A 25189-nucleotide genomic window follows, 5' to 3' on the forward strand; every position below is an offset into this window, starting at 1 on the left:
GGGAGGGCTGGGGTGAAAGGTAAACCGAGTACCGACGGTCGGCGGCGGCGAAAGAGTCAATTTCATTCAAGAGCACCGCTGCACAAGGGGCTACTCTGCCAGTCACCACCCCACGCCCGCAGGCTCTGACCCATGCTGCACCGAGTGAACTGCACCTCCGCCGCCCTGCCCGGCCTGCGCATCGTCGAGATACTCACGCAGCGCAGCTTCCCGCGCCACGCCCACGACGAGTACGGCATCGGCGTGATGCTCGAGGGCGGGCACCGCTCCTGGAGCGGCCGCGGCCAGGTCGAAGCCGGGCCCTGCGACATCATCACCGTGAACCCCAATGAGCTGCATGACGGCATTCCCCTGCGCGGTGCGCCGCGGCGCTGGTGGATGCTCTACGTCGAGCCGACGCTGCTGGCAGAACTGGCCGGCGGGGAAATGGCCCGTCGCGAGTTCACCCTCCCCGCCCTCGCCGACCCGCCACTTGCCCAGCGCATCGCCAGCTTGCTGCAACAGCTGCCGGGCGCTTGTGCAGATGAGGCCGGCGAAGGCGTGCTTGACCTGTTCGGCGAGTTGCTCGACCCGCGCCTCGATACGAGTGTGGTGCCCCTGCCTTCGCGGAGCGTGGCGCGCATGCTCGAACGGATTCACGACGATCCGCGCAATGCCCCCGCGCTGGCGGAACTGGCCGGCATCGCCGGGCTGACGCCCTACGCGGCGCTACGTCGCTTCCGCCGCGAACTGGGCACCACGCCCCACGCCTACCTCCTGCAGTACCGCGTGCGACAGGCCCACAAGGCCATCGGCGAGGGCCGCACACTGGCCGACGCCGCCCTGCTCGCCGGCTTCGCCGACCAGTCGCACATGACCCGCGCCTTCGCCCGCCAGCTCGGGCTGACGCCGGGGCAATGGCGCTCATCGTTCAGGCAACCACCAGCGCCCTGAATCCGCAGGCCCCACGGCCTCGCCTCTCCCACACAGGAAACCCACGGGAATGAACTCAGAATTCCTGCTGACGGCGTTCGTCGTCGTATTGCTGCCCGGCACCGGCGTGCTCTACACCCTGGCTGTCGGTCTCGGCCTTGGCGCCCGCGCAGCCAGCCTCGCGGCACTGGGCTGCACGCTGGGCATGGTCCCGCAATTGCTGCTCGCCACTTTCGGCCTGTCGGTGATCCTGCAGGCCAGCGCGGCCAGCTTCCAGATCATCCGGCTACTGGGCACGGCCTATCTGCTGTTCATTGCCTGGCAGGTGTTTCGAGGCAGCGGCGCCCTGGCGCTGGATTCGGCCAGCAGCCCGCGCAGCACCCCGCAACTGGTGGGTACCGGGCTCTGGCTGAACCTGCTCAACCCCAAGCTCGGGCTGTTCTTCCTGGCCTTCCTGCCGCAATTCGTACCGGCCGGCAGCGAGGACGCGCGAGGGCTGTTCCTGGTGCTGGGCCTGGTGTTCGCGCTGATGACCTTCGTCGTGTTCATCGGCTACGGGCTGCTGGCTTCCTGGGTACGCGATTACGTGATCGGGCGTCCGGCGGTGATGACGCTGATCCGCTGGAGCTTCACCCTCGCCTTCGTCGCACTGGCGCTACGACTGGCTGTCGAGACGCTTGCCCCCTGAACACCCGTCCTAGCCGATCAGCCCCGCGCCCATATTGATCGCCAGCCCGAGGATCGCGGTGTTGAACAGGAAGCCGATCACCGAGTGCGCCAGCACCACTTTGCGCATCGCACGCGAGGCGACTTCCACGTCAGAGGTCTGCACCGCCACGCTGAGGGTGAAGGAGAAGTAGAGGAAGTCCCAGTAGTCCGGATTCTTCTCGCCCTCGGGGAAGCGCAGCACCGGCTCCGCCGCAGCGGCCGAATAGAACTGTCGGGCGTAGTGCATGGTGAAGATGGTGCCGATGAGGAACCAGGACCCCAGCACCGTGCTGGCGGTAAAGGCGTAGCGGACGATCCTCTCGCTGCCGTTGGCATGCCCGGCGGTGGCCAGCTCGACGACGATGGCGACCAGGCTGGCCACGGCGGCTACGGTGACCAGCACCAGCACCGCCTCGGCGTTCTCGTCCTCGATCTCGGCCAGCCGGCGCACTTCGGCGGGCGCAGCGCGCAGGGCCAGCCAGCCGATCAGCAGCACGTAGAGCCAGGCCATGCAGTTCCAGCCCAGCAGCACGCGGGTCATGGGCGCAAACGGGTAGCACGCCAGCCCCACCAGCACACCCATGACGACGGAGCTGATCAGTCGCGGATGCGCCTGCAAAAGGGCTCGGTTCAGGCGCAGCATGCCATGCGGTCCAGCTCGGCGGCGGCCAGGTGCGCCACACTCAGGTCGCTGTCGGCGGCCATGCCGTCGTCGAGGAACCAGGCGGCGGAGAGTCCGGCGAAAGCCAGCACCCATTCCAGCAAGCGGCGCCGGTCGACGCGCGCGTGCTCGACGATCACGTCGAGCTGACGCAGGAAGCGCGTACGCTCGCGGGAGGTCGGCAGGTCCGGATTGCACAGCAGGTTGGCGTAGTCGAACAGCCGCTCGCCGCAGAGACGCTTGGGGTCGATGGCCCGCCAACCGCGCTCGGCGAAATCCAGAATGTTGTCATGGTGAATGTCGCCATGCAGCACGCACTGGTCATGCTCGCTGGCCAGCAACGCTTCGGCGGTTTCCAGGCAGCGCGGGAACAGGCCGCCATAGCGCACGGCGGCAGGCGCGAGATCGCGGAACCACTCGCGCAGGCCGATCACCTCCGGCAGGGGTTTTTCCCTTGGCTGGTGCAGCTTGCGCACGACATTGCAGACGATCCGGCTGGCCTGGTCGTCCTCGCCGTGCAGCGCCATGTGCATCAGCGACCGCGTGCCCTCGGCGCGCTCCATGAGGATGGTGTCGCCGTCGTAGGCATAGACCAGCGCAGCGCCGTCGCCGTCCCACCAGTCGAGCACCTTCGAACCCAGGCGCTCGTCGACGTCCAGGGCGCGCTTGAGCATTGCCGCCCGGCCCTGCCAGCGAACCGGCAACAGGTGGCTGCTCGGCGTGATGATCGGCTCGCCTTCGGCGCTGAGGCACCACAGGGAGAAGACGTGCTGGAAATCCACAGGCACGGGAGCGGGAAGCGGCATGGACAGGTTCCGGTCGTGATCTGACAGCAGCCTAGCACGGCCGCGGGCCGGGTCAGTCGGCGGAAGGTTTCAGGCGCTGGGCGAATTCGTCGAGCTGCTTCTGCTCGTACTTGTCGGCGGCCAGGCGCGCTTCCTCGCGGTAGCGTTCCACCAGCTTGCGCAGGCCTTCGAGGCGAGCGTACTTCTCCTGCCAGATGACCCGCGCCTTGCCCACGTTGGTCTCGTGGAAAGCCACCGAGCGATTCTGCTGCTCGACGGCGCCTTCGAGCTGGGACAGGAAGCGCTGGTAGTTGATCAGCCACTGGCCGCTGACGCCCTGCTGGCCGTTGCTGATCCATTGCTGCTGGTAGTCGTAGCGGTAGCGCTCCAGCTCGGCGAGCTTGCGCTGCGCCTGCTGCAACTGGCCCTGCATCTGGCCGAGCTGGCGAGCGGCCTCGCGCTCGGCCTTGAGCGCCATGTCCACCACCGGGGCGAGGCGTTCGGCGCGGCGGTTCATGCGCTACACCCTCCGTGCGCAATGCTCATCAGCCGGCCTTGCCGCTGACCACCGCATCCAGCAGCAGGCGGCTGTCGTCGAGGTTCTGGCTCTCGTCGAGGGCCTGGCGCAGGAACTGGCGCATGATCGGGAAGCGCTGGATGGCCAGGTCGGTCTCCGGATCGCCACCGGCCACGTAGGCGCCAACGCTGATCAGATCGCGGCTCTGCTGGTAGCGTGACCACAGTTGCTTGAAGCGCTGGGCATCACGCAGGTGTTCGGGTGTGGTGACCTGCGGCATCACCCGGCTGATCGAGGCTTCGATGTCGATGGCCGGGTAATGGCCTTCCTCGGCCAGCCGGCGCGACAGCACGAAGTGGCCGTCGAGAACGCCCCGTGCGGCATCGGCGATCGGGTCCTGCTGGTCGTCGCCCTCGCTGAGCACGGTGTAGAACGCAGTGATGGAACCGCCGCCCTTCTCCCCGTTGCCGGCGCGCTCGACGAGACGCGGCAACTTGGCGAACACCGACGGCGGGTAGCCCTTGGTCGCCGGCGGCTCGCCGATGGCCAGGGCGATCTCGCGCTGGGCCTGGGCATAACGGGTCAGGGAATCCATCAGCAGCAGGACGTTCTTGCCCTTGTCGCGGAAATACTCGGCGATTCGGGTGCAGTACTGCGCGGCGCGCAGGCGCATCAGCGGCGCATCGTCCGCCGGCGAGGCGACGACCACGGAGCGCTTGAGGCCTTCCTCGCCGAGGATGTGCTCAATGAATTCCTTCACCTCGCGGCCCCGTTCGCCGATCAGCCCGACGACGATGATGTCGGCCTTGGTGAAGCGGGTCATCATGCCCAGCAGCACGGATTTACCGACGCCGGTACCGGCGAACAGACCCAGGCGCTGGCCACGGCCGACGGTGAGCAGGGAGTTGATCGAGCGGATGCCGACGTCCATCGGCTCGTGGATCGGGTCGCGCGCCAGCGGGTTGATGATCGGGCCATCCATCGGCACCCAGTCCTCGGCGCGCATGCCGCCCTTGCCATCCAGGGCACGGCCGACACCGTCGAGCACGCGACCGAGCATGGACATGCCCATGGGCAGCCGGCCGGAATCCGGCAGCGGCACCACGCGGGCGCCGGGGGCGATGCCAACGAGGCTGCCCACCGGCATCAGGTAGATCTTGCTGCCGGCGAAACCCATGACTTCGGCTTCCACCTGCACGGGGTGATAGCCGCCGTCGTTGATCACCTGGCAGCGGCTGCCGACGGCGGCCTGCAGGCCTTCGGCCTCCAGCGTCAGGCCGACCATGCGCAGCAGGCGGCCTTCCACCACCGGCTGGGTCGGCAGGCTCACGGCGTCGCTGTAGCCCTGCAGGCGGCGGGCGAAGCTGACGCGGTCAAGACGCATCGGAGCCGCCCAGATCGGCTTCGAGGTTCACATGCAGGTCTGGCTCCAGGGCGTGGGTCGCCTGGTCGCGCTGCTGCTCGAAGAGCTGCTTCACCGCCTGGGCCAGGCGCGTCTCGACAGTGGCGTCGATGCGCGAATGTTCGGTCTCGATGCGGCAGCCGCCGGGCAGCAGGCCGTCGTCCTCGATGATCTTCCAGCTTTCCTCGTGGCGGTCGCGCAGCGCTTTCACCAGTTCGAAGTCCTGCGGGTTGACCTGGATGCGGATATTGCTGGCGCCCATGGGCAGCAGCTTGAGCGCCTCGCGCAGCACCAGGCGGATCTGGCTGGAGTCGGTGGCCAGCTCGCGCTGCACCACCTGGCGCACCACGTGGGTCACCAGGTTGAGCATGCCCTGTTCGAGCATCTGGTCCTGCTCGGCGATGGGATCGAGCAGGTGCGACATCAGGGTTTCGAGACTCTGCAGGCGCGGTTGCAGCGCCGCGTCGGCATCCTGACGCGCCTTGATCTGGCCGGCGTGGAAGCCGTCCTTCTCGCCGGTGGAAAAGCCCTCGTTGTAGGCCTCCTGACGGATCGCCTCGAGCTCGTCGAGCGTCAGCGGCTTGACCTCTTCCTCCGGCACCTCCTCGATCTGCGGCGGTTCCTCGATTTCCGGCTCGGGTTCCGGCTCGGGCTCGGGGGCCGGCCGCGCCGGGTCGAAGCTGGGCAGCGACCAGCGGTCGAAGCCCGCCACGTCGCGCGCGCGGATCAGTTCGCTGAGTTTGTCTTCGTCCTTCGCCGGCGGTACCACGTCAGATCATCTCCTCGCCGCCCTTGCCACCCAGCACGATTTCGCCGGACTCGGCCATACGGCGGGCGATGGTGAGGATTTCCTTCTGCGCGCCTTCCACTTCGCTGACGCGCACCGGGCCCTTGGCCTCCAGGTCGTCGCGCAGCAGTTCGGCGGCACGCTTGGACATGTTGCGGAAGATCTTCTCGCGGATCGCTTCGTCCGAGCCCTTGAGGGCCAGCACCAGCACGTCCGAGGAAACCTCGCGCAGCAGCGCCTGGATGCCACGGTCGTCGACGTCGGCAAGGTTGTCGAAGACGAACATCAGGTCTTCGATCTGGCCCGACAGGTCCTCGTCGACTTCGCGGATGGCGTCCATCAGCGCGCCTTCGACCGAGCTGTCGAGGTAGTTCATGATGTCCGCCGCGCGCTTCACGCCGCCCATGGTGGTGCGGGTGGAGTTGGCGTTGCCGGCGAACTGCTTCTCCAGGATCAGGTTCAGTTCCTTGAGCGCGGACGGCTGCACGGTGTTGAGCGAGGACACGCGCAGGATGATGTCCAGGCGCACCTTGTGGTCGAAGTGGCTGAGCACTTCGCCGGCCTGGTCCGGGTCGAGGTAGGCGACCACGATGGCCTGGATCTGCGGGTGCTCGTAGCGGATCACGTCGGCCACGGCGCGCGGCTCCATCCACTTCAGGCTGTCCAGGCCGCTGGTGTTGCCGCCCAGCAGGATGCGGTCGATGAGGTTGTTCGCCTTGTCCTCGCCCAGGGCCTGGGTGAGCATCTTGCGGATGTAGCTGTCGGCGCCAACGCCCAGGCTGGTCTGGTCGCCGACGATCTCGACGAACTCGCCCATCACCTGCTCGACCTGCTCACGGTGCACGTTACGCATCTGAGCCATGGCCACGCCGACTTTCTGCACTTCCTTCGGGCCCATGTGGCGCAGCACCTGCGCGGCATCGGTCTCACCCAGGGAGAGCAGGAGGATGGCAGCCTTGTCGACCTTGTTCAGTTTGGCGTTCATGCGCGCTTCACTCATCGGAATTGATCCAGTCCTTCACTACCTGGGCAACGCGCCCCGGGTCCTGGGCGACCAGTGTCTTGATCGCATTCAATTGTGCATCGTACCCCTCGGAGGGGCTGGGCAGCAGGATGCTGGCCGGGCCACCGAGGCTCACGCGGTCTTCGGACAACTCGCCCTCCAGACCGCCCAACTCGCCCAGGCCACCTTCGCCTGCTGCGCCACCGGCCACCAGGGCCTTGCTCTTGTTGCCCGACAGGTTGTTCAGCACCGGGCGCAGTACGCCCAGCACCAGCACCAGGATGAAGACGATGCCCAGCACCTGCTTGATCACGTCCCAGAACCAGGGCTGCGAGTAGAACGGCGGCGACGCGATTTCATCGCCCAGCTCCGGGGCGAACGGAGCGTTGATCACGCTGACGCTGTCGCCACGGCTGGCGTCATAGCCTACCGCGTCCTGCACCAGGCGGGTGAAGCGCCCCAGCTCGTCGGCGGTCCAGGGCTGGTGGCTGACTTCACCGGTCTTCGGATCGGTGATCATGCGGTCATCCAGCACCACCGCGACGGAAAGCCGGCGCAGGCGACCCTGCTGCTGTTTGGTGTAGCTCACCGAGCGATCCAGCTCGTAGTTGCGGGTGTTCTGCTGGCGCTTGTCGGTCGGGTACGGGGCCAGTTCCGGCTTGCCGGTCTTCGGATCGATGATCGGCTGGCCGTTGGCGTCCTTCAGCGGCTGGCCCGGCGCGACGAAGTCCGCCGGCTTGTTCTGCGCAGTGGTCTGCGGTGCGCTGGCCGGGCCCGGAGGCTGGTTCGACAACGCACCCGGCACGCCCTGCGGGCCATTGCTGTTCTGCCGTTCCTCGTTGTTGCTCTGCTCGCTGCGCAGGGCCGGCTGGTCCGGGTTGAACGACTCCGAGGTGGACTCCACCGCGCTGAAGTCGACGTCCGCCGACACTTCCGCCTTGTAGCGGCCGCTGCCCAGCACTGGCGCAAGGATGCTGTGCACGCGCTGGGTGAAGTTGGTTTCCATGCGACGGGTGAAATCGAACTGCTTGCCGGCCATGGTCAGCTCGGAGAGCTCCTGCTGGTCGGAGAGCAGGTTGCCCTTCTGGTCGACCACGGTGACCTGGGATTTATCCAGTTCCGGCACGCTGGTGGCGACCAGGTTGACGATGGCCAGCACCTGGCTCGGCTCCAGGGTGCGCCCCGGGTACAGCTCGACCAGCACCGAGGCGCTGGGCTTGCGGTCGTCACGGACGAACACCGAGCTCTTGGGGATCGCCAGGTGCACGCGGGCACCCTTGACGTTGTTCAGGCTGGAGACGGTGCGCGCCAGCTCGCCTTCCAGGCCGCGACGGTAGTTGGTCGCTTCCATGAACTGGCTGGTGCCCAGCGCCTGTTCCTTGTCGAGGATCTCGAAGCCGACGTTGCTGTCGGTCGGCGCCAGGCCGGCGCCGGCGACTTTCATGCGCGCGCGGCCCAGGTCATCGGCCTTCACCAGCAGCGCGCCGGAGTTGGGCTCGATCTTGTAGCCGATGTCGGCGGCCGACAGCGCCTCGACCACCTTGTTGGCGTCGACGCCATTGAGGCTGCCGTACAGCGGCTTGTAGTCCGGCTGCTGCGACCACAGGACCATGCCGAAGCCGATGGCGATGCTGGCGGCGAGGCCGACCAGCAGGCCGACCTGGCGCAGCACCGGCATGTCCGCGAGGTTCTCGAGGAAAGTCAGGCCGAGCAGCGGCTTTTTCGGCGCGTCGGCGCCGACCTTGGCCGGAACCTGACTGTCAACAACGGAGGCTTGGGACATTACCTACGATCCTCGCCGCTCAAACCGGCATCTGCATGATGTCCTGGTACGCCTGCACGAGCTTGTTGCGTACCTGGGTCATCGCCTGGAAGGAAACACTGGCCTTTTGGGATGCGATCATCACCTCGGTGAGATCGACACCGCCCTGCCCCATCTCGAATGCGTTCGCCATGTCGGAGGCGACCTGCTGGGTACCGTTCACCTTGTCCACGGCCTGCCCGAGCATCTGCGAGAAGCTCGGCGCCCCCGCTTCGACCGGCGCTGCCTGCGTCGTCTTCGCCTTGGCCATGGCCTCCATTTGCATGGAGCGCATTTCCAGCAGCAGACGATTGAACTCGATACCCTGACTCATCACTTACCCCTCCGACTGGCCGCGGTTTTTTGACACTGCGCGGCGCTTTGCAGAGGTGATTGCAACTTGGGTGCCAGGTTTTAGCGGCGTGGGAAATATGCGAAAGATGGCTCTGGGGCGGGACTTTCAAGGGGAAGGGAAAACGCGCTCAAGGTCCACCCTCTCGCCCTGAGGCCGCGGCCTTTCTGTAGGAGCGAGCTTGCTCGCGAACTGCCTGCCTCTGGCGTCGCCGGTTGGCCTTGTTCGCGAGCAAGCTCGCTCCTACAAACAGCGTTCGCCGCCTGCGCGTGAAGACCGTCAAGAAAAGGCCCGCACGAAGGCGGGCCAAGAGGGGGTTCTTAGTTCACCGGTCAGCTGGCGTAGAGGTAAGCCTCCACATCCATGCCGGCATCGCGCATCTGCGCAAGCTTGTAGCGCAGGGTGCGCGGGCTGATGCCCAGGCGCTCGGCGGCTTCCTTGCGGCGGCCACGCTCGCTGCGCAGGGTGTCGATGATCATCTGGAACTCGCGGCGCTTGAGGTCTTCGCCCAGTTGTCCGGCTTCGGCGGAGGCAGGCGACGGAATATCGACACTGGCGGGAACCGACGGAGCAACAGACGCCGGAACTGCCGCCAGCACCGGGCGCGGCGCCAAGCCGATAGGCGCAGTCAGGCACAGGTCGGCGGCCTGCACCTGGCCGCCCTGCTGCAGGATCAGCGAGCGCTGGATGGCGTTGTCCAGTTCACGCACGTTGCCCGGCCAGGGATGCGCCAGCAAAGCGGCGCGGGCGTCGTCGGCCAGGGTCACCGGTGCGTGGTTCATCTTGCGGGCGTACTTGGCCAGCAGGCGTTCGGCCAGCGGCAGGATATCGGCAGGGCGTTCGCGCAACGGGCGCCAGGCCAGCGGGAACACTGACAGGCGATAGTAGAGGTCTTCGCGGAAACGCCCGGCCGCCACTTCGCCCAGCAGGTCGCGGTTGGTGGTGGCGAGCACACGGATATCGAGGCTGATCGGCTTGCGCGCACCGACGCGCTCCACTTCCCGCTCCTGCAGCACGCGCAGCAGCTTGGCCTGCAGGGCCAGCGGCATCTCGGAGATTTCATCGAGCAGGATGGTGCCGCCGTCGGCCAGTTCGAACTTGCCCGGCTGGGCGGCAATGGCACCGGTGAAGGCGCCTTTCTCGTGGCCGAACAGGGTGGCCTCGAGCATGTTGTCCGGGATCGCCGCGCAATTGATTGCCACGAAGGGTTTGCCGACACGCGGCGACTGCTGGTGGATGTACTGCGCAAGGACTTCCTTGCCGGTACCGGATTCACCGGAAATCAGCACGGTGGAATCGCTGCGCGCCACACGGGCAGCCAGCTCCAGCAGTTGCTGGCTGGCCGGTTCCAGGGCTACCGGACCTTCGCCGGCACTGGCGGGAACGGCGCCCAGTGCATGGCGGGCCACCAGCTCCAGCAGCGCGCGCGGCTCGAACGGCTTGACCAGGTAATCGGCGGCGCCCTGGCGCATGGCGTCCACGGCGCGATCCACGGCGCCATAGGCGGTCATCAGCAGCACCGGCAATTGCGGGTAGCGCTTGCGGATCAGGCCGAGCAACTGGTGCCCGTCCATGCCCGGCATGTTCACGTCGCTGATCACCAGGCTGAAGCTGTCCTTCTCCAGCGCCGGCAGCGCAGCCTCGGCGCAATCGACGGCGACGAAGTCGTGCCCACCGAGCGACAAGGTATCGGAGAGGGCTTCACGAAGGGCACGGTCGTCTTCGACCAGCAGGACTTTGGCGGCCATGGAAATCACTCCTCGTGGACGACGGGTTGAGCCAGGATCAGCGGCAGGATCAGGGTGGCGCAGGTACCGACACCGGGACGCGAGCGCAGGCGCAGCTCGCCCTGGTGAGCCTTGGCGACGGCTTTCACCACGGCGAGGCCGAGGCCGGTGCCGGTGGTCTTGGTGGTGAAGAACGGCTCGCCGAGACGCGCCAGGGTTTCGGCGCTCATGCCCGGGCCGTTGTCGCTGATGGACAGCCGCAGGCTGTTGTCACGCTGGTACAGGTGCACCTTCAGGCGCACATCACGGCCAGCGGCCTGGATGGCGTTCTCCACCAGGTTGAGCACGGTGCCGACCAGCGTGTCGCGGTTGCACAGCAGCTCGCCGACGCGAGCGTCGCACTGCCAGCGCAGGTTCAGGCCGGCGACGTGGGATTCGGCGGCGGCGCGCAGGCTGCTGAACAGTTGGCTCGGCGCAATGCGATCCGGCAACGGCAGCTCGCCGCGGGCGAACACCAGCATGTCGCGCACCTGGCTTTCCAGTTCGTGCAGGCGCTCCTTGATGCGCCCGGCGAATCGCTGCTGCTGCTCGACCGGCAGCTCGCCCTCGCTCAGGTGCCCGGCATAGAGCATGGCGGCGGACAGCGGAGTACGGATCTGATGCGCCAGGGAGGCCACCATGCGCCCCAGGGCGGAAAGACGTTCGTGACGGGCCAGCTGGTCCTGCAGGCGACGGGTTTCCGTCAGGTCATTGAGCAGGATGAGCTGGCCGGGCTCGCCGTTCAGCGGGCGGATGGCGATGGACACGCGGCGTCCATCGCGCAGGGAAACTTCGTGGCCGTCGTCGGCACGCGGGGCGAAGCTGCGGGCAATGACTTCACGCCAGAGCATGCCCACCAGCGGCTTGCCCAGCAGCGCGACCGCCACCGGATTGGCGTCGCGCACCACGCCCTGGCCGTCGATCATGATGACGCCGCCGGGCAGTACATCGAGCAGGCTCTGCAGGCGGTTGGCCTGACGCTCCTTCTCTGCCAGCTCCTGCATGCGCTGCGCGCTGACCAGGGCCAGTTCGCCCTTCAGTTCGGTGACGCGGGCTTCCAGCAGGCTGTAGGACTGGTTGAGCTGGCTGGACATCTGGCTGAACAGCTCGAAAGTCTGCTCCAGATGGGCACGGCTCTGCTGCTCCACCGGCACCTGCAGCGGTTCTGCTGGCAGCTGGGGAGCAAGTTCAGTCTGGCGATTGGCGGCTGGCATCATGCGGGTTTTCCTCATCCGTCCGACGGCGTGAATCTGTCGGTCGGATGAGTCTTAGCAAACCCCGTGCCTAAAATTTACTCGTTATATTTCAATGGCTTGAAAAAACGAGTGAGGCGAAGGCGTCAATCCTCCGCCATTTCCTCTTCGCGGCGGCTCATGCCGTACTTGCGCATTTTCTCCACCAGGGTGGTACGGCGGATGCGCAGGCGTTCGGCGGCACGGGCGACCACGCCGCTGGCGTCGTCCAGCGCCTGCTGGATCAGTCCCTGCTCGAGGTTGGCCAGGTAGTCCTTCAGGTCGATGCCCTCGGCCGGCAGCATGGCCGGCGAGTCGAGGCCCGGCAGCCCGGCGGTGATCGCCGCGCGCTCTTCCAGCTCCTCGCGCAGGCTGGTCGCCAGTTGCTCGTCCTCGTCGTCGACGTGACGGAATTTCTTCGGCAGCTCGCCCACGCCGATCACGCCATAGGGATGCATGATCGCCAGGCGCTCGACGAGGTTCGCCAGCTCGCGCACGTTGCCCGGCCAGTCGTGGCGGCAGAGCGACATGATGGCGGCGGAGTTGAAGCGGATCGAGCCGCGCTTCTCGTGCTCCATGCGCGAGATGAGTTCGTTCATCAGCAGCGGGATGTCCTCCACGCGCTCGCGCAACGGGGCCATCTCGATGGGGAAGACGTTGAGGCGGTAGTACAGGTCTTCGCGGAAGCTGCCGTCCTCGATCATCTTCTCGAGGTTCTTGTGGGTCGCGGCGATGATGCGCACGTCCACGTTCTGCGTCTTGTTGCTGCCCACGCGCTCGAAGGTGCGCTCCTGCAGCACGCGCAGCAGCTTGACCTGCATCGGCAGCGGCATGTCGCCGATCTCGTCGAGGAACAGGGTGCCGCCGTTGGCGAGCTCGAAGCGCCCGGCACGGGTGGTGATGGCGCCGGTGAAGGCGCCCTTCTCGTGGCCGAACAGTTCGCTTTCCAGCAGCTCGGCCGGGATCGCACCGCAGTTGACCGGCACGAAGGGCGCATCGCGGCGCTTGGAGTGGTAGTGCAGGTTGCGCGCTACCACTTCCTTGCCGGTGCCGGATTCGCCGAGGATCAGCACGCTGGCGTCGGTATCGGCGACCTGCTGCATCATCTGCCGTACCTGCTGGATGGCACGGCTGGTGCCCACCAGGCTGCGGAACAGGTTGGGTTCGCGCTGACGGCCGCGCTCTCGGGCCTGGTCGTACATCTCGCGGTAGACCTGGGCGCGGTGCAGGGAGTCGAGCAGCTTGTTGTAGCTGGGCGGCATCTCGAGGCTGGCCAGCACGCGGCGACGCAGCTCTTCGGGCCACTCGTTGGGTACCGGTTCACCCATCAGCAGGACCGGCAGGTACTCGTCCCAGGACGCGAGCTGCTTGAGCAGCTCCAGCGCCCCGCCCTTGCTTTCCACGGCGCCGACCAGTACGCAGAGCACGTCACGGCTGCCGTTGGGCAGCGGGTCGACGACCTGGCGCCAATCGCGGCTGCTGCAGGACAGTTGGTCTTCACCCAGGAAGCTGATGATCACCGAGAGGTCCCGGCAACGGTCCTGGTTGTCATCGATCACGAGGATTTTCGTTTCGCGCCACATCTTAGCTTGTCATCCCGGGCTTGAAGGCCGTACTACGGCGGCTGACACGATCTGGCCACAGCACAATTTCCTCATGCTAGCCAGCATTTGGCCACTAGTTAAGTCAAAATTGTGGCTCGAGTCAAATTTATGGCGTGTTTTTTTTGGTGCGGCCCGACGAAGGGTGTTGATCCCTGTCATGGCAATTGAAGTGGAGCGTAGTTCGAAGCGGAGGCGGCGGCCACCGGCACCTGGCCGATCACCGCCGAAAGAGAGCCGATCCGGATGGATCAGCCGAACATCTGGTAAACCTTGGCGCCCTGGTGCGAACGGTTGACGCGGACGATCTCGGTGGCCACTTCTTCGCGCTGCCGGGTAACCGCCTGGACCAATTCGCGGTACAGCGCCAGCAACCCTTCGAGGCTGCGCTTGAGATCGCTGTCATCGTCCATCGGCTCGACCATGGCGGCATCCACATGCTCGCGACACTGGAGGTCGAGTTGAGCGACGGCTTCCCAGTCTTCCTGGGCCAGCGCCGCCCCCAAAGCAAGGCGGGTCTGTTCGATCTGCTGGACGGCGAGCGTCATGTTCGGTATCTCCTGGCAGGCCGCGATCACGGAGCGATGGCGTCCCAACCTTCCTTGATGGTGCGCAGCAGGCCGGATACTTCGTCGAGAACCTCGACTTCGTTGCTGCGGTTGGCGTCGCCCAGGCGACGACTCATGTAGTCGTACAGGTTGGCATAGTTCTCCGCCACCTCACCACCGGCTTCGAAGTTCAGCGCTTCGCGCAGGCCGGCGATGATCGCGGTGGCCTTGGCGATCAGCATGCCCTTCTGGGCGAACTGCTCGCGCTCCATCGAACCACGAGCCTGGGCGATGCGGCTCAGGCCACCATCCATGAGCATCTGGATCAGGCGATGGGGGGAGGCGTCGTGCACCTGCGACTGGTTGTTCACATTCTGGTACTGACGCAGTGCGGCCGAAGCATTCATCTGATTTCCCCTTTGATTCGCTGAACGATCAAATCGTCGATGTTCAAAGTATCGGCGCGGGCGGGAAAAGCTTTAGGCAAAAATCTGCACTGGCGTACTGCCTCGCAACCCGCGTTTCAGACACGGGCGGCTCAGAAATCAGCTGTCGGAACTGCTGGTCTTGTTCAGCGCGTTCAGCGTGGTCAGCACGCTGGACTTGGTGGCATTGAGCTGAGCGACCAGGGTGTCCATGGCGGTGTACTTGGCCATGAGCGTTTCGGTCAGCTTGGTCATGCGGTTGTCCAGCTTGGTCGACTGGTCGGCCAGGTCGCTCAGGGTGTCGTTCAACGACGCCTTGCGCTGGTCGAGCAGGCCGTTGGACTTGGTATAGATATCCATGCTGCTGCTCATGCGGTTGAGCAGGCCGCCGTCACCGGTGAAGAACCCTTGCACCGACGCAAAGTTTTTCTCCAGCGCCTTGTCCAGCTTGGTGTCGTCGACGTCCAGGGTGCCATCGGTCTTGGTGGAGATACCCAGCTGGGACAGCAACTTGATGCTGCCACCCTCGGTCGACGACCCGACCAGCTGGGTGCGCAGCGTGTTGAGCAGGTTGCGGGTCATCGAGTCACTGGCCAGCGAAGCGGCCGTGGTCGTCGGGTTGCCGCTGGAGTCGGTGGTGTTGGTGACCTTGGTCAGCGAGTTGATGCTGGTGATCAGCGCGTTGTACGCCGAGACGAAGGACTGGATGGAAGTCTTCAGGCCGTCGGTGTTGGTGTCCACGGTGACGGTCGACTTGCCCGTGGTCACCAGGTTGAGCTCCACGCCGCTGATGGCGCTGGAGATTTTGTTCACCGAACTGCTCATTTCCAGGCCGTCGATGGTGTACTTCGCATTCGCCGCGGGCGCACTGACATAGCCGCCGGCGGTGGCCGAGGCCTTGGTGCCGGCGCCATCGATCTTGAGCACATCGAGGCTCGAGTCGCCGCTGGTGGATACGCTGATATCGCTGCCTGCACCGGTGACACTGGAGCCCAAAACCAGGCGCGGGCCGTTGGCATCAGTGATGATGTTGGCGGTGAGGCCCTGGTCCTTGAGCTGGGTGTTGATGCTGTCGCGGATGTCGGACAGGCTCGCCCCCGCCTTGACGGTGACGTTGTAGGTGCTACTGCCCTGGGTGATCGTCAGCTTGCCGGCGCCGAAGCTGGCCGACTTGTCGATGTACTGGGTAGCGACCTTGGAGCTGGTGGCCAGGCTTTCCACATCGATGGCATAGGTACCGGCGGCAGCGCCGGTGCCCAGGGTGGCGGTCAGCGCATCGGTGTTCGACGATTTCACGGCCAGGCCGGCGAAGGAGTTGGCGTCGTTGAGCTTGCCCATGGCCGTCTGGAAGGTATCCAGGGCACTCTGCAGCGAGCCGATACCGGACAGCGTGGTATTGGTCGCGGTCTTCTGGGTGGCGATCTGGTTCGATTTCGGCGCTTTCTGCGCATTCACCAAAGCAGTCACGATGGAGTCGATGTCGTATCCCGACCCTACGCCATTGATCGAAGTCCCGGCCATTTGCCTACCCTCCTGTCCAAATTTCTGGCGGTTTTCTGATTGCCGCCTGCGTCTTGTGACGCTTCATTCAAGAATCGCGCCAGAGCTCTCGAATTCGATGACTCTCAACCGAGATCAGGCGCGTTCACTGAACAGCAGATTACCCGCTTCCTTCAGGCTTTCTGCCAACTTGAGCGCAACTTCCGAAGGTATCTGGCGGATCACCTCGCCGGTATCGGCGGCCACCACCTTCACGACGGTTTCGCCGCTGGCGTCATCCACCGAGAACTCCAGGTTGCGTTGCACCGACTGGGCCTGCTCGCGCAGACGGCTGACGGCTTCGTTCAGGCTGCGACGGTTGTTGGCCGCCGGCGATTCCTTGGCGCTCTGCGGCAAGCTGTTGCCGCTGGCCGGCTTGCTGCCCGCGGCGGCGTTGTCGGCCGGTCGCAGGGTGTTGATTCCGAGGCTGGTATCCATCAGGCATTACCCTCCGAATGCAAAGCAAGGAAGGGCGCAGGGCGCCCTTCCTTTCCGTTTTTGCCTTGCGGCAACCCCTTACTGGAGCAGCTTCAGGACAGCGGAAGGCAGCTGGTTGGCCTGGGCCAGTACCGCGGTGGCGGCCTGTTGCAGGGTCTGCTGCTTGGTCATCTCCGCGGTTTCTGCGGCGAAGTCCACGTCCTGGATGGTGCTGCGTGCAGCGGTGGCGTTCTCGGACACGTTCTGCAGGTTCGAGATGGTGCTGTCCAGACGGTTCTGGATGGCACCCAGCGCGGAACGCTGAGTATCGATCTGCTTCAGGGCGGCGTCGATCACCTGGGTAGCCGATTGAGCGCCCTTGGCAGTGGTGATGTCCAGTTGCTGCACGGTGAAGGCGGAGCTGGTGGCGGTGGCAGGGGAGCCTGCACCTGCGCTGACCAGACCGGCACTGGCAACCACACCGGCGTTGAAGTCGGAGCTGGAGGTCAGGGTGATGACCGGGGCAGCACCTGCGCTGGCTGCGCTGTTGACTGCAGCGACACCGCTGACGTTGGTGTTGATCGCGCCAACGATGTCGTTGACGGTGGCGCCCTTCTCGTAGGACACAGCAGTGCCGTTGATGGCAATGGTGCCGGCGGTGGAAGCCAGGCCGGCGCTGTCGAAGGTGATACCGCTCAGGTTGGCCGAGGCCAGCTGCGAGGAGCCTTTCAGCGCGGTGGCGCTCATGTCGCTCAGGGTGAAGCTGACGGTTTCGTTGGCGTTGGCGCCGACCTGGAAGGTCAGGGTGCCGTTGGTGCCGGCAGTGCCGTCGAGCAGCTTGATGCCGGAGGTGCCGCCACCGAAGGTGGTGGTCTTGGAGATACGGGTCAGTTCAGCGGTCAGCGACTTGAACTCCTGGTTCAGGGAAGTCTGGTCTTCGCTGCTGTTGGAACCGTTGGCGGACTGCAGGGACAGTTCGCGCATACGCTGCAGGATGTTGGTGGACTCTTGCAGAGCACCTTCAGCGGCCTGGGCGATGGAGTTGGCGTCCTGGGCGTTCTTCACGGCTACGTTCAGGCCGTTGACCTGGCTGGTCAGACGGTTGGAGATCTGCGAGCCGGCGGCGTCGTCCTTGGCGCTGTTGATACGCAGGCCGGTGGACAGACGGGTCATGGAAGTGTTCAGGTTGTTGGCGGCCTTGGTCAGGTTCTTTTGAACCGACAGCGAGGCGATGTTGGTGTTGACGGTAAGAGCCATGACGAATTCCTCGTATTAGGGCTAAGTGGCCTCCCTGCCGCGATTTGTTTCGAAATGGCGTGGAGAACCTTCGTTAGGGTTATCGTCCCAACTCGGGGGGGCTTTAATTTTTTTTCGAAGAATTTTCAGGAAGGCCATTTCTGCCCGCTGGCCCCAATCTTGCTGTACCCACGCAAAGCGCCAAACTGCCGCCACATGGAACCGCTCATGTCTGAACAAAACGATCGGGCCGAAATACAACGCATCGCCCATGCCCTCCAGCAGGCAGAACTAGCCGACGACATGCCTGGCCAGGTGCAGCTGTACGAACGCCTGGTAGCCATCACGCCCCAGGTCGCCCTGATTCATGCCAAGCTCGGCCACCTCCACTTACGCCTGAAACAACCGCAATCCGCCCGCCCCTATATTGAAAGGGCACTCTCGATGCCGGGCGACGACAAGGTGGATGCCGAGATCTTCGATCGCATGGCTGAAACGGCCGAGTTCAGCGATCAGCTCGCGCAGGCGCGCAGCTGGTATCAGCAACGTCCGAACCTCTGGCGCTTCAAGCTCTACATCAATGCCCTGCAAGCAGGACAGCAGAATGAAGAAGCGGAGCAGCTTCTGCTGGAGACCCTGCAGGGCAAACTCGATGCCAGCCAGCAGACCTGGATTCTCTGTGCGCTGTCAAAGCTCTACTTCGACACCGGCCGTTACCATGATTGCATCGCCTGCTGCCAGCTGGGCCTGGAAGCCTCGCCGGACGACATACGCCTGCACTTCAACATGGCCACGGCACTGGAGCAGGTAGGGCGATATGAAGATGCCTTCCGGCACTACCGGGTAGTACTGGACAAGGATCCTCAGCACGTGGGCACCCACAACAATCTGGGCCTGCTGATGCTGCGCCTGAAGGAGTTCGAGGCAGGCTGGCCGCACTACGAGTGGCGCTGGCCAGCCAGCCAGCAGAACCAGCAGCAGGTATTCAACATTCCCCAGTGGCAAGGCGAGTCGCTCCAGGGCAAGTCGCTGCTGGTGTGGGCTGAGCAAGGCATTGGCGACCACATCATGTTCGCCAGCATGCTGCCCAGTCTTCTGGCGTTGGGCGGCAGGATATGTTTCGAGAGCTACGCAAGACTCGACCCCATCCTCAAGCGCAGCTTCCCGCAGGTCGAGTTCATTCGCCGCGAACAGTCAGGCACAGTCAACGACGGGGTGCAGATGCTGTATCGGCAGCACTGGCCGCACTGCGACTTCCATATCCCTATGGGCAGCCTGGGCCGCTGGCTTCGCCCGAACGTGCCTTCCTTCGCGGGCACGTCGGGGTATCTGAAGGCCGATCAAGCCGGCGCCCGGGCCAAGCGCGAGGAATACGAAGGACTTTTCCCCGGCAAGCGTCTGATCGGTCTCTCCTGGCGCGGCGGCACCAACGTGTCCAACGATATGCAGAGCCGCCGCATCACCATGTCCGAACTGGCCCGTCTGTCCAGTCTGCCGGATGTGCAGTTCATCAACCTGCAGTACGGCGACACCCTGCTGGAGCGCTACGAGGCACAGATCCTGGGTCTGAACATCCACCACGACCCGAGCGTGGATCCGCTGACCAACATGGACGCCCAGGCCGATCAGCTGGCAGCGCTGGATGCAGTGTTGAGCATCGACAACACGACTGTGCACCTGGCCGGCGCCCTGGGTATTCCGACCTATGTACTGCTTCAACTTAATCCCAACTGGCGTTGGGCCCTGAATGACGTCCAGAGCTACTGGTACCCAACGGTCCATCTCGTGCGCAACACGGAGATCGGCAAGTGGGGCAAGGTGCTGGACAAGGCCGTCACCGCCATGCGCGACAACGGCCACCTCTGACCCGACCGCAGGACAAGACCATGAAGTGTTGTGTGATCATCCCCGTAGGCCCCGGCCATCAGGACATCGTCAGCCGCGCGAAGGACTCGGTGGCCCGAGCGGTCGCGCATGGCCAGGGACTCTTCGACGAAATCCAGGTACTGGAGATGGATGACAGCCAAGGGCTCCTCGGCCGTTCCCACGTCCGCAATCTGGCAGTCAAGGAAGCCGGAAATCGTGGTATCGACTGGCTGTTCTTCCTCGACGCCGACGATGTGATGTGCCCCAGCGCCTTTGTTGACGTCGCTAGTCTGCTGCCGACCCATGACGCCATTTGGGGAGCCATTTTCGTCGCCGATCTGAAGGCGGGCCAGGTATCACGGCGCGAGAACCAGATCAGTCCGATCGATAGCCTGGAACAGGTACTGTTGAACGACCCCTACCTGACCCTGCAGATGGGCCACTTCGTTCGCCAGGGCGTGGCAGAGGCGAATGCCTTCGATACCGAACTCGATACCGGCGAAGACTTCGACTACTACCTGCGCCTCTGGAAGGACCAGCGCTGCATCAAGATCGACACCCCGTTGTTCCTGAACATCCGCGGGCAGCACTCGACCGGCCCACGTGCAGCCAGTGGCAACGACTGGCGCAAGGCGATCAACCAGGTGTTCGCCGCCTTCTGCCGCAACAACGATGTGGTGGCGTCGATCCCGCTCAGGGAAGGCAGCCTCTCCCTGCGCCTGAGCAATACCCTCGACCCGATCCAGGCTTTGCTTGCCCAGGAGCGCCTGCATGACGGTGAAGAGTTGATTGAAGTGCTGCGTCGGCTTCCCCAGGACGCACGGCTGATCGACGTGGGCGCCCACCTGGGCAGCCACTCGCTGTTCCTGGTGCTCGCCGCCCACGCGGCTTCCCTGGACAGCTACGAAGTGGACCCGGAACTGGCCGAGTACCTGGAGTACAACCTGCGCCTGAACGACCTGGACCCGGAACGCTATCGGGCTCACCAGGCCATTGTCGGTGCGGGCCCGAACAACCCGGACAAGGCAGAAAGCCTGTTTGGCCGCATGGACCTGAAGGACTACAGCCAGCCGCTCGGCCATGCACTGGACGCCCTGCACCCCGATGCTGGCTGCCACCTGCTGCGGATTGATCGACCCGGCCTGGAGAGCGGCATTCTTCGCGGTGCCGCCCGACTGATCGAGAAGAACCGTCCGCTGATCCTGGCGCGCGCGATGAATGACAACAAGGGCAGGCTCATCGCCTGGAGCGAAGACAACGGCTACCAGGTAGCGCGGGTGTTCGAATACTCGCTCAGCAGCAATTACCTGCTGGTGCCGAACGAAGGGGCCTGATCCCGATCGCCGGGGAGGCCCCCCTGGGGGTCACGCCCGGCGGCGGTAGACGTGCACGGTCAGGCGCACATCGCGCCCGACATTGAAAGCCGGCGTGTCATAGCGGGCATACACGGCCTTGCCATATCTTTCCAGCTCGAAGCCCTGACGCAACATGGCGCCTACGTAGGCCTCCGGATCGCGGTTGAAGATCGGCGGATTACCGTCGCGGCGCCAGCGCTCATCCATCACCTCCCCTATCACCACACGGTCCACGGCCGCACAGATCGGCGCCAGGAATCGCCCCAGCTCCTCGTCCGGAATGTGGCAGGCAACGGTGTAGATCAGGGCGGTTCCCGACTTCGGCAGTTCGGCTCCCGGCTCGATGCATTCGAAGCGATAGCCCGGATGGTTTTCCCGCGCCGTGCTGACCGCCGAAACGTTGACGTCCACGCCCAGGTAGCGGTCGCTGGGGAAAGCCTTGCACAGGCGCCCGTAACCGCAGCCGACTTCGAGCACACCATCGCTGGCATCGATGACTTGGCTGAGCATCAACCGAACGTCGAAGCCCTCGGGAAATTCGCCACCCACATCAGGGATGACGTGCCTCAGGCCTTCGGCATTCCAGAACGCCGCCAGGTCTTCAAGGGTTGCCATGCTTCTTCTCTCCCGATCTTCAATCAGAGTTTGTTGAACAGACTGAGCTGGCTGATCCGCGCGAACGCCGCCTGGGCGGCTTCGAGCATGGTCTGCTGCAGCACCAGCTGCGAGGTCGCCGCGGCCATGTCGGTATCACGGATCGACGACTGCGTAGTGGTGTTGGTCAGCGCCAGGCTCTGGTTCTCCTGGTTCAGCACATCGATGGTGTTGAGCCGCGCGCCAATGGACGACTGGGTCGCCAGCACCTGGTCGCTGGCCTTGTCGAGGTTGGTGAGCGCAGTCGCGACCATGTTGCGGATATTCAGCTGCGCCTGCGGATCCCCACTGGTAGAGGTATCCAGCGCGGTCCGCAGATCGCCGATGGTATTGAGGATGTTCTGCCGCTCCGGCGAGTTGGCGGTGACGCTGAACTGGTCGCCGGCAGCCGGCGCTGCGCTGATGCTCATGTCGACGCCGGCCACGGTGACGGTCTGCGGGAAGGTCGCGCCGAGGGTTCCGGTGGACAGCGGCGAAGCGCCCTGGCTGGTGGGCAGGGCATAGACCTCGTAGGCGGTGGCACTGGTGAACTTGAGCTGCACGCCGCTGCTGGGGAACTGCGTGGTATAGGCCGTGTTGTTGCTCACCGAGGCCGAGGTGATCTGTGCCATCGAGGTGTTGGTCGCGCTGCGCTTGATCGACAGGCTCTCCGGCGCCGCGCCGAAGCTGAAGCTGTAGCCGCCCACCAGGCTGTCCATGGTGCTGGCGTCATCGGTCTTCTGCAGCGAGACGTCGAGCTGGAACTGCGCACCGCGGAAGTTGATGGCGTTGCTGTCGGTGGAAGTCGCGTCATACACGCCGTTGGTGGTGGCTTCGCTGGTGACGTCGTTGCCGTTCTTGTCGAGGATCTGGTACTGCGTTCCACTGAGCACGTTCAGCGTGTAGGGCGCACCGTTGCGGAAACTGGCGTTGTAGCTGCTGTCGCTGGTCACGTTGCCCTGGGACAGGAATGCGCGCTGCACACCATCGGCATTGGGGTTGCTGGCCAGCGAGCTGGTGGTGCGGCTGGCGTTGGCCGCCATCTCGAAGATGCTCCAGCCGTTGTCGTTGGTCGACAGCGTCAGGTTGTCGGAGATCTGCAGCTTGAGGGAGCTCTGGTCGCCCTGGTAGCTGAAGCTGCCGTCGGCGTTCTGCACGAAGGGCTGCACGGTGCTCTTGCTGCCGGAGAACAGGTAGTTGCCACTGGCGTCCTTGCTGTTCATGAGGGTCAGCAGCTGGTTCTGGATCTCGCCCAGTTCATCGCTGATGGCGCCGCGGTCCTCGTCGGTCATCGAGCCGTCGCCGGCGCGCAGCGTCAGTTCGCGGGCGCGCTGCAGGGCGGTGGTGATGGAGTCGAGAACGCTCTGCTCCTGGTTCAGGCTGTTGGTCGCGGAGGTCATGTTGCCGCTGTACTGGGTCAGCAGCGCCTGCTGCTGTTCCAGCTGCAGCAGACGCGCGGCGCCGACGGGGTCGTCCGCCGGGGTCTGGATGCGCGTGCCGCTGGAGATCTGCTCCTGCAGTTTGGCCAGGCTGGCATAGCCGCGGTTGTAGTTGTCGATGTTCGAATTGAAGATCTGCGGGGTGGAAATTCGCACAACCATTTCAGCCTCCTCAGATGTTGTTGATCAGGGTGTCGAAGAGCGTCTGCGCGGTCTTGATGATCTGCGCGGAGGCCGTGTAGTACTGCTGGAACTTGACCAGGTTGGCCGCCTCTTCATCGAGGTTCACCGCCGACAGCGAGTCGCGGCTGCCTTGCGCCTGGGTCAGCACCGCCTCGGTGGCGGTGGCGTCGAGCTTGGCCTGGTTGGCCGTGGCGCCGACGGTCTCGGTCAGGCTGCTGTAAGCGCCGGTCAGGCTCATGCCGCTGCCGCTGCCCGTGCCGCTGCCGACGGTCTTGGTGGTCTGCAGGTCGATGAGCTTTTGTGCGTTGGTGTTGTCGGCATCGCCATTGCTGTTGAAGGCCACGCCGAAGCTGTCGCCGTCTGCTGGATAACCGGCGATGGTGGTCTGGAAACTGAACGACGGCGAGCCCGGCACCGTGATGCTGATGTCGTTGCTCTGGCCCGGCACGATGTTGCCGGTGCCCAGCGAGTTACCCGCGGAGTCGTAGATGGTGTAGCCCTGGGTGCCGCCGCTGGCCGCATCGAAGACCAGCTTCACCGGCAGGCCGGCCTTGATCGAGGCGCCCAGCGCGGTGCCGTTGCTGGCATCCAGCTGGCTGGTCAGGGTGGTGCCGCTGATGGTGCCGCTGCCTTCATTGCCAGTGGTGGTGCTGGCGACGACCGGCGAGGCGAAGGCCAGGCGGTTGGAGTCGGTCATGGTGACCGAGATGTCCGAGGCCGCAGTGCGGGTCGGGATCACCGTGAAACGGTCGCCCGCCTGCACGGTACCGACACTCTGCTGGCTGATGCTGAAGCCGTCGAATTCCTTGGGCGGGTTGTCGGTCAGGTCGCCGCTGCCCAGCACCGTGCCATCGGAGGAGCGCTTGATGGTGTAGCCGGTGGCGGAGGTGAAGGTCACCTCGTAGTCGCTGGTGGTCAGCGCGCTGCTGTCGGTGATGTTGACGTTGAGGTTGCCGGTGCCGGTGTTGTGGGTGTTGGCCAGGCTGCGGTTGCCGATGACGCTGGCGTCATTGATGTCCTTGAACAGCTGCGCGCCGAAGTTGCCGTTCAGGTCCAGGCCCTGGGCGAGCTGACTGTTGAAGGTGTCGGCAAGGACGATGGCCATGCGCCCCAGTTCGTTCTGGGTCGTGTCCAGCACATCGCTGCGGTAGCGCAGCAGGCCGCCCATCTGGCCTCCGGTGACCACCGAGGTGACGTCCATGGTCGAGCTGCCGGAGCTCAGGCTCAGGCTGAATTGCGACGGGTTGTTGGCGCTCGGGCCGGCGGTCAGGGTGGAGGAGTTGGCGCCCACCACCAGCGGCTGGCCGGAGCCCAGGTAGAGGTTGAGGCTGCTGCCCTGCTTGACCACGCTGACGCCGATCATGTCGGAAAGTTGCAGCACCGCCTGGTCGCGCTTGTCCTGCAGGTCGTTGGCGCTGGCACCGCCGGCCTCGGCCGCGATGATCGCCTGGTTGTACTGGGCGATGGTCTTGGCCAGGTCGGTGACCTGCCCGGCCAGGCTGTCCATCTGGGTGTTGACGTAGCTGTTCTGGGTGCCCAGCTGGGTGGAAATCGAGTTGAAGCGCTGCGCCAGGTTCGCCGCCTGGGTCAGCACCAGCTGGCGCGAGGCGGCATCGGTCGGCGTTGCGGCAGCGGTCTGCAGCGAGGCGAAGAAGTTCTGCATGACCTTGGACAGACCGGTGGTGCTGTCGGACAGCAGCGAGTCGATCTGGTTGACCTGGGAAAGGTAGGTCTGCGCATCGCTGTCCACCGAGGTGGCGCCACGCAGCTGGTTGGCCAGGAACTCGCTGTACATCCGGCGGACGTCCTGCACCGTGGTGCCGGTGCCGACGTAGTACTGCCCCGCGAACTGCTCGGCGGAGGTCACCTGCGACGTCGTCTGGCGGGTGTAACCAGCCGTGTTGACGTTGGTGATGTTGTTGCCGGTGGTGCTCAGCGCCGCTTGCGAGGCATTGAGGCCGGACAGTCCGATGGATAAGAGGCTCATGGTCTTTCCTTAGCGCAGTCCTTTGTACAGGGCT

At 64.9% G+C, this 25189-nt stretch carries 23 protein-coding genes; 4 read left to right on the forward strand and 19 right to left on the reverse strand.

Features of this window, described 5'->3' with window-relative positions:
- Positions 1 to 132 precede the first annotated feature (132 nt).
- Complete coding sequence (locus tag UB43_RS14485) at positions 133 to 933, forward strand: AraC family transcriptional regulator (protein WP_045212091.1); 801 nt, start codon at positions 133 to 135, stop codon at positions 931 to 933.
- Positions 934 to 982: 49 nt separating this feature from the next.
- Complete coding sequence (locus UB43_RS14490; RefSeq protein ID WP_045212094.1) at positions 983 to 1600, forward strand: LysE family translocator; 618 nt, start codon at positions 983 to 985, stop codon at positions 1598 to 1600.
- A gap of 9 nt (positions 1601 to 1609) precedes the next feature.
- Here UB43_RS14490 and UB43_RS14495 read toward each other — a convergent pair whose 3' ends face one another.
- The 16 genes from UB43_RS14495 to UB43_RS14570 form a co-directional block, all read right to left on the reverse strand.
- Positions 1610 to 2263 carry a DUF1345 domain-containing protein gene (locus tag UB43_RS14495; RefSeq protein ID WP_045212096.1) on the reverse strand — a complete coding sequence of 218 codons (654 nt, stop codon included), beginning with the start codon at positions 2261 to 2263 and terminating at the stop codon, positions 1610 to 1612.
- Positions 2251 to 3087, reverse strand: a complete 837-nt coding sequence (locus tag UB43_RS14500; protein ID WP_045212098.1) for an aminoglycoside phosphotransferase family protein — start codon at positions 3085 to 3087, stop codon at positions 2251 to 2253. Before UB43_RS14500 ends, UB43_RS14495 begins: the two co-directional genes overlap by 13 nt.
- 52 nt (positions 3088 to 3139) lie before the next feature.
- The gene (gene fliJ, locus UB43_RS14505; protein ID WP_045212101.1) at positions 3140 to 3583 is read right to left on the reverse strand and encodes a flagellar export protein FliJ; all 444 of its coding nucleotides are present in this window, start codon (positions 3581 to 3583) and stop codon (positions 3140 to 3142) included.
- Between the two features lie 28 nt (positions 3584 to 3611).
- Positions 3612 to 4967: a flagellar protein export ATPase FliI gene (gene fliI, locus UB43_RS14510; protein WP_045212103.1), complete on the reverse strand. Its 1356-nt coding sequence runs from the start codon at positions 4965 to 4967 to the stop codon at positions 3612 to 3614.
- Positions 4957 to 5754 carry a flagellar assembly protein FliH gene (gene fliH, locus UB43_RS14515; protein WP_045212105.1) on the reverse strand — a complete coding sequence of 266 codons (798 nt, stop codon included), beginning with the start codon at positions 5752 to 5754 and terminating at the stop codon, positions 4957 to 4959. The genes fliI and fliH overlap by 11 nt, the downstream gene beginning before the upstream one ends.
- 1 nt (position 5755) lies before the next feature.
- Positions 5756 to 6772 (reverse strand): flagellar motor switch protein FliG, encoded by a 1017-nt coding sequence (gene fliG / locus UB43_RS14520; protein WP_045212107.1) that lies wholly within the window; start codon positions 6770 to 6772, stop codon positions 5756 to 5758.
- Positions 6765 to 8558, reverse strand: a complete 1794-nt coding sequence (gene fliF, locus UB43_RS14525) for a flagellar basal-body MS-ring/collar protein FliF (RefSeq protein ID WP_045212109.1) — start codon at positions 8556 to 8558, stop codon at positions 6765 to 6767. Before fliF ends, fliG begins: the two co-directional genes overlap by 8 nt.
- 19 nt (positions 8559 to 8577) lie before the next feature.
- The gene (fliE, locus tag UB43_RS14530) at positions 8578 to 8910 is read right to left on the reverse strand and encodes a flagellar hook-basal body complex protein FliE (protein ID WP_045212111.1); all 333 of its coding nucleotides are present in this window, start codon (positions 8908 to 8910) and stop codon (positions 8578 to 8580) included.
- Between the two features lie 350 nt (positions 8911 to 9260).
- Complete coding sequence (gene fleR, locus UB43_RS14535; RefSeq protein ID WP_045212113.1) at positions 9261 to 10676, reverse strand: sigma-54-dependent response regulator transcription factor FleR; 1416 nt, start codon at positions 10674 to 10676, stop codon at positions 9261 to 9263.
- 5 nt (positions 10677 to 10681) lie between these two features.
- Entirely contained in the window at positions 10682 to 11911 is a 1230-nt protein-coding gene (locus UB43_RS14540; RefSeq protein WP_371318949.1) for a PAS domain-containing sensor histidine kinase, read from the reverse strand.
- A gap of 122 nt (positions 11912 to 12033) precedes the next feature.
- On the reverse strand, positions 12034 to 13509 hold the full coding sequence (locus UB43_RS14545) for a sigma-54 dependent transcriptional regulator (protein ID WP_045212115.1): 1476 nt from the start codon (positions 13507 to 13509) through the stop codon (positions 12034 to 12036).
- Between the two features lie 269 nt (positions 13510 to 13778).
- Positions 13779 to 14075, reverse strand: coding sequence for a flagellar protein FliT (gene fliT / locus UB43_RS14550; RefSeq protein ID WP_045212118.1), 297 nt, complete (start codon positions 14073 to 14075; stop codon positions 13779 to 13781).
- A 26-nt stretch (positions 14076 to 14101) separates the two neighbouring features.
- The gene (gene fliS / locus UB43_RS14555; RefSeq protein WP_045212120.1) at positions 14102 to 14482 is read right to left on the reverse strand and encodes a flagellar export chaperone FliS; all 381 of its coding nucleotides are present in this window, start codon (positions 14480 to 14482) and stop codon (positions 14102 to 14104) included.
- Between the two features lie 138 nt (positions 14483 to 14620).
- Positions 14621 to 16021: a flagellar filament capping protein FliD gene (gene fliD / locus UB43_RS14560; protein WP_045212123.1), complete on the reverse strand. Its 1401-nt coding sequence runs from the start codon at positions 16019 to 16021 to the stop codon at positions 14621 to 14623.
- Between the two features lie 114 nt (positions 16022 to 16135).
- Positions 16136 to 16477 carry a flagellar protein FlaG gene (locus UB43_RS14565; RefSeq protein ID WP_045212125.1) on the reverse strand — a complete coding sequence of 114 codons (342 nt, stop codon included), beginning with the start codon at positions 16475 to 16477 and terminating at the stop codon, positions 16136 to 16138.
- 78 nt (positions 16478 to 16555) lie between these two features.
- Positions 16556 to 17713, reverse strand: a complete 1158-nt coding sequence (locus UB43_RS14570) for a flagellin (RefSeq protein WP_045212128.1) — start codon at positions 17711 to 17713, stop codon at positions 16556 to 16558.
- A 207-nt stretch (positions 17714 to 17920) separates the two neighbouring features.
- Here UB43_RS14570 and UB43_RS14575 point away from each other — a divergent pair, with 207 nt between their 5' ends.
- Both UB43_RS14575 and UB43_RS14580 read left to right on the forward strand, forming a co-directional pair.
- The gene (locus UB43_RS14575; protein WP_045212130.1) at positions 17921 to 19558 is read left to right on the forward strand and encodes a tetratricopeptide repeat protein; all 1638 of its coding nucleotides are present in this window, start codon (positions 17921 to 17923) and stop codon (positions 19556 to 19558) included.
- A gap of 20 nt (positions 19559 to 19578) precedes the next feature.
- On the forward strand, positions 19579 to 20892 hold the full coding sequence (locus UB43_RS14580) for an FkbM family methyltransferase (RefSeq protein WP_156160415.1): 1314 nt from the start codon (positions 19579 to 19581) through the stop codon (positions 20890 to 20892).
- 30 nt (positions 20893 to 20922) lie between these two features.
- Here the strand turns inward: UB43_RS14580 and UB43_RS14585 are convergent, their stop codons facing one another.
- From UB43_RS14585 to flgK, 3 genes are read right to left on the reverse strand one after another with little or no spacing between them, the layout of a single operon-like run.
- Positions 20923 to 21528, reverse strand: a complete 606-nt coding sequence (locus tag UB43_RS14585) for a trans-aconitate 2-methyltransferase (protein ID WP_045212132.1) — start codon at positions 21526 to 21528, stop codon at positions 20923 to 20925.
- A 23-nt stretch (positions 21529 to 21551) separates the two neighbouring features.
- Positions 21552 to 23147: a flagellar hook-associated protein 3 gene (locus UB43_RS14590; protein ID WP_256355163.1), complete on the reverse strand. Its 1596-nt coding sequence runs from the start codon at positions 23145 to 23147 to the stop codon at positions 21552 to 21554.
- Between the two features lie 10 nt (positions 23148 to 23157).
- On the reverse strand, positions 23158 to 25155 hold the full coding sequence (flgK, locus tag UB43_RS14595) for a flagellar hook-associated protein FlgK (protein ID WP_045212134.1): 1998 nt from the start codon (positions 25153 to 25155) through the stop codon (positions 23158 to 23160).
- Positions 25156 to 25189 lie beyond the last annotated feature (34 nt).

The sequence above is a fragment of the Pseudomonas sp. 21 genome (assembly GCF_000955805.1).
Taxonomy (GTDB): Bacteria; Pseudomonadota; Gammaproteobacteria; order Pseudomonadales; family Pseudomonadaceae; genus Pseudomonas.

Coding starts and splice junctions, on each gene's coding strand:
- UB43_RS14485 (WP_045212091.1), top strand. CDS start 133: ATGCTGCACCGAGTGAACTGCACCTCCGCCGCCCTGCCCGGCCTGCGC.
- UB43_RS14490 (WP_045212094.1), top strand. CDS start 983: ATGAACTCAGAATTCCTGCTGACGGCGTTCGTCGTCGTATTGCTGCCC.
- UB43_RS14495 (WP_045212096.1), bottom strand. CDS start 2,263: ATGCTGCGCCTGAACCGAGCCCTTTTGCAGGCGCATCCGCGACTGATC.
- UB43_RS14500 (WP_045212098.1), bottom strand. CDS start 3,087: ATGCCGCTTCCCGCTCCCGTGCCTGTGGATTTCCAGCACGTCTTCTCC.
- fliJ (WP_045212101.1), bottom strand. CDS start 3,583: ATGAACCGCCGCGCCGAACGCCTCGCCCCGGTGGTGGACATGGCGCTC.
- fliI (WP_045212103.1), bottom strand. CDS start 4,967: ATGCGTCTTGACCGCGTCAGCTTCGCCCGCCGCCTGCAGGGCTACAGC.
- fliG (WP_045212107.1), bottom strand. CDS start 6,772: ATGAGTGAAGCGCGCATGAACGCCAAACTGAACAAGGTCGACAAGGCT.
- fliF (WP_045212109.1), bottom strand. CDS start 8,558: ATGTCCCAAGCCTCCGTTGTTGACAGTCAGGTTCCGGCCAAGGTCGGC.
- fliE (WP_045212111.1), bottom strand. CDS start 8,910: ATGAGTCAGGGTATCGAGTTCAATCGTCTGCTGCTGGAAATGCGCTCC.
- fleR (WP_045212113.1), bottom strand. CDS start 10,676: ATGGCCGCCAAAGTCCTGCTGGTCGAAGACGACCGTGCCCTTCGTGAA.
- UB43_RS14540 (WP_371318949.1), bottom strand. CDS start 11,911: ATGATGCCAGCCGCCAATCGCCAGACTGAACTTGCTCCCCAGCTGCCA.
- UB43_RS14545 (WP_045212115.1), bottom strand. CDS start 13,509: ATGTGGCGCGAAACGAAAATCCTCGTGATCGATGACAACCAGGACCGT.
- fliT (WP_045212118.1), bottom strand. CDS start 14,075: ATGACGCTCGCCGTCCAGCAGATCGAACAGACCCGCCTTGCTTTGGGG.
- fliS (WP_045212120.1), bottom strand. CDS start 14,482: ATGAATGCTTCGGCCGCACTGCGTCAGTACCAGAATGTGAACAACCAG.
- fliD (WP_045212123.1), bottom strand. CDS start 16,021: ATGGCCGGGACTTCGATCAATGGCGTAGGGTCGGGATACGACATCGAC.
- UB43_RS14565 (WP_045212125.1), bottom strand. CDS start 16,477: ATGGATACCAGCCTCGGAATCAACACCCTGCGACCGGCCGACAACGCC.
- UB43_RS14570 (WP_045212128.1), bottom strand. CDS start 17,713: ATGGCTCTTACCGTCAACACCAACATCGCCTCGCTGTCGGTTCAAAAG.
- UB43_RS14575 (WP_045212130.1), top strand. CDS start 17,921: ATGTCTGAACAAAACGATCGGGCCGAAATACAACGCATCGCCCATGCC.
- UB43_RS14580 (WP_156160415.1), top strand. CDS start 19,579: ATGAAGTGTTGTGTGATCATCCCCGTAGGCCCCGGCCATCAGGACATC.
- UB43_RS14585 (WP_045212132.1), bottom strand. CDS start 21,528: ATGGCAACCCTTGAAGACCTGGCGGCGTTCTGGAATGCCGAAGGCCTG.
- UB43_RS14590 (WP_256355163.1), bottom strand. CDS start 23,147: ATGGTTGTGCGAATTTCCACCCCGCAGATCTTCAATTCGAACATCGAC.
- flgK (WP_045212134.1), bottom strand. CDS start 25,155: ATGAGCCTCTTATCCATCGGACTGTCCGGCCTCAATGCCTCGCAAGCG.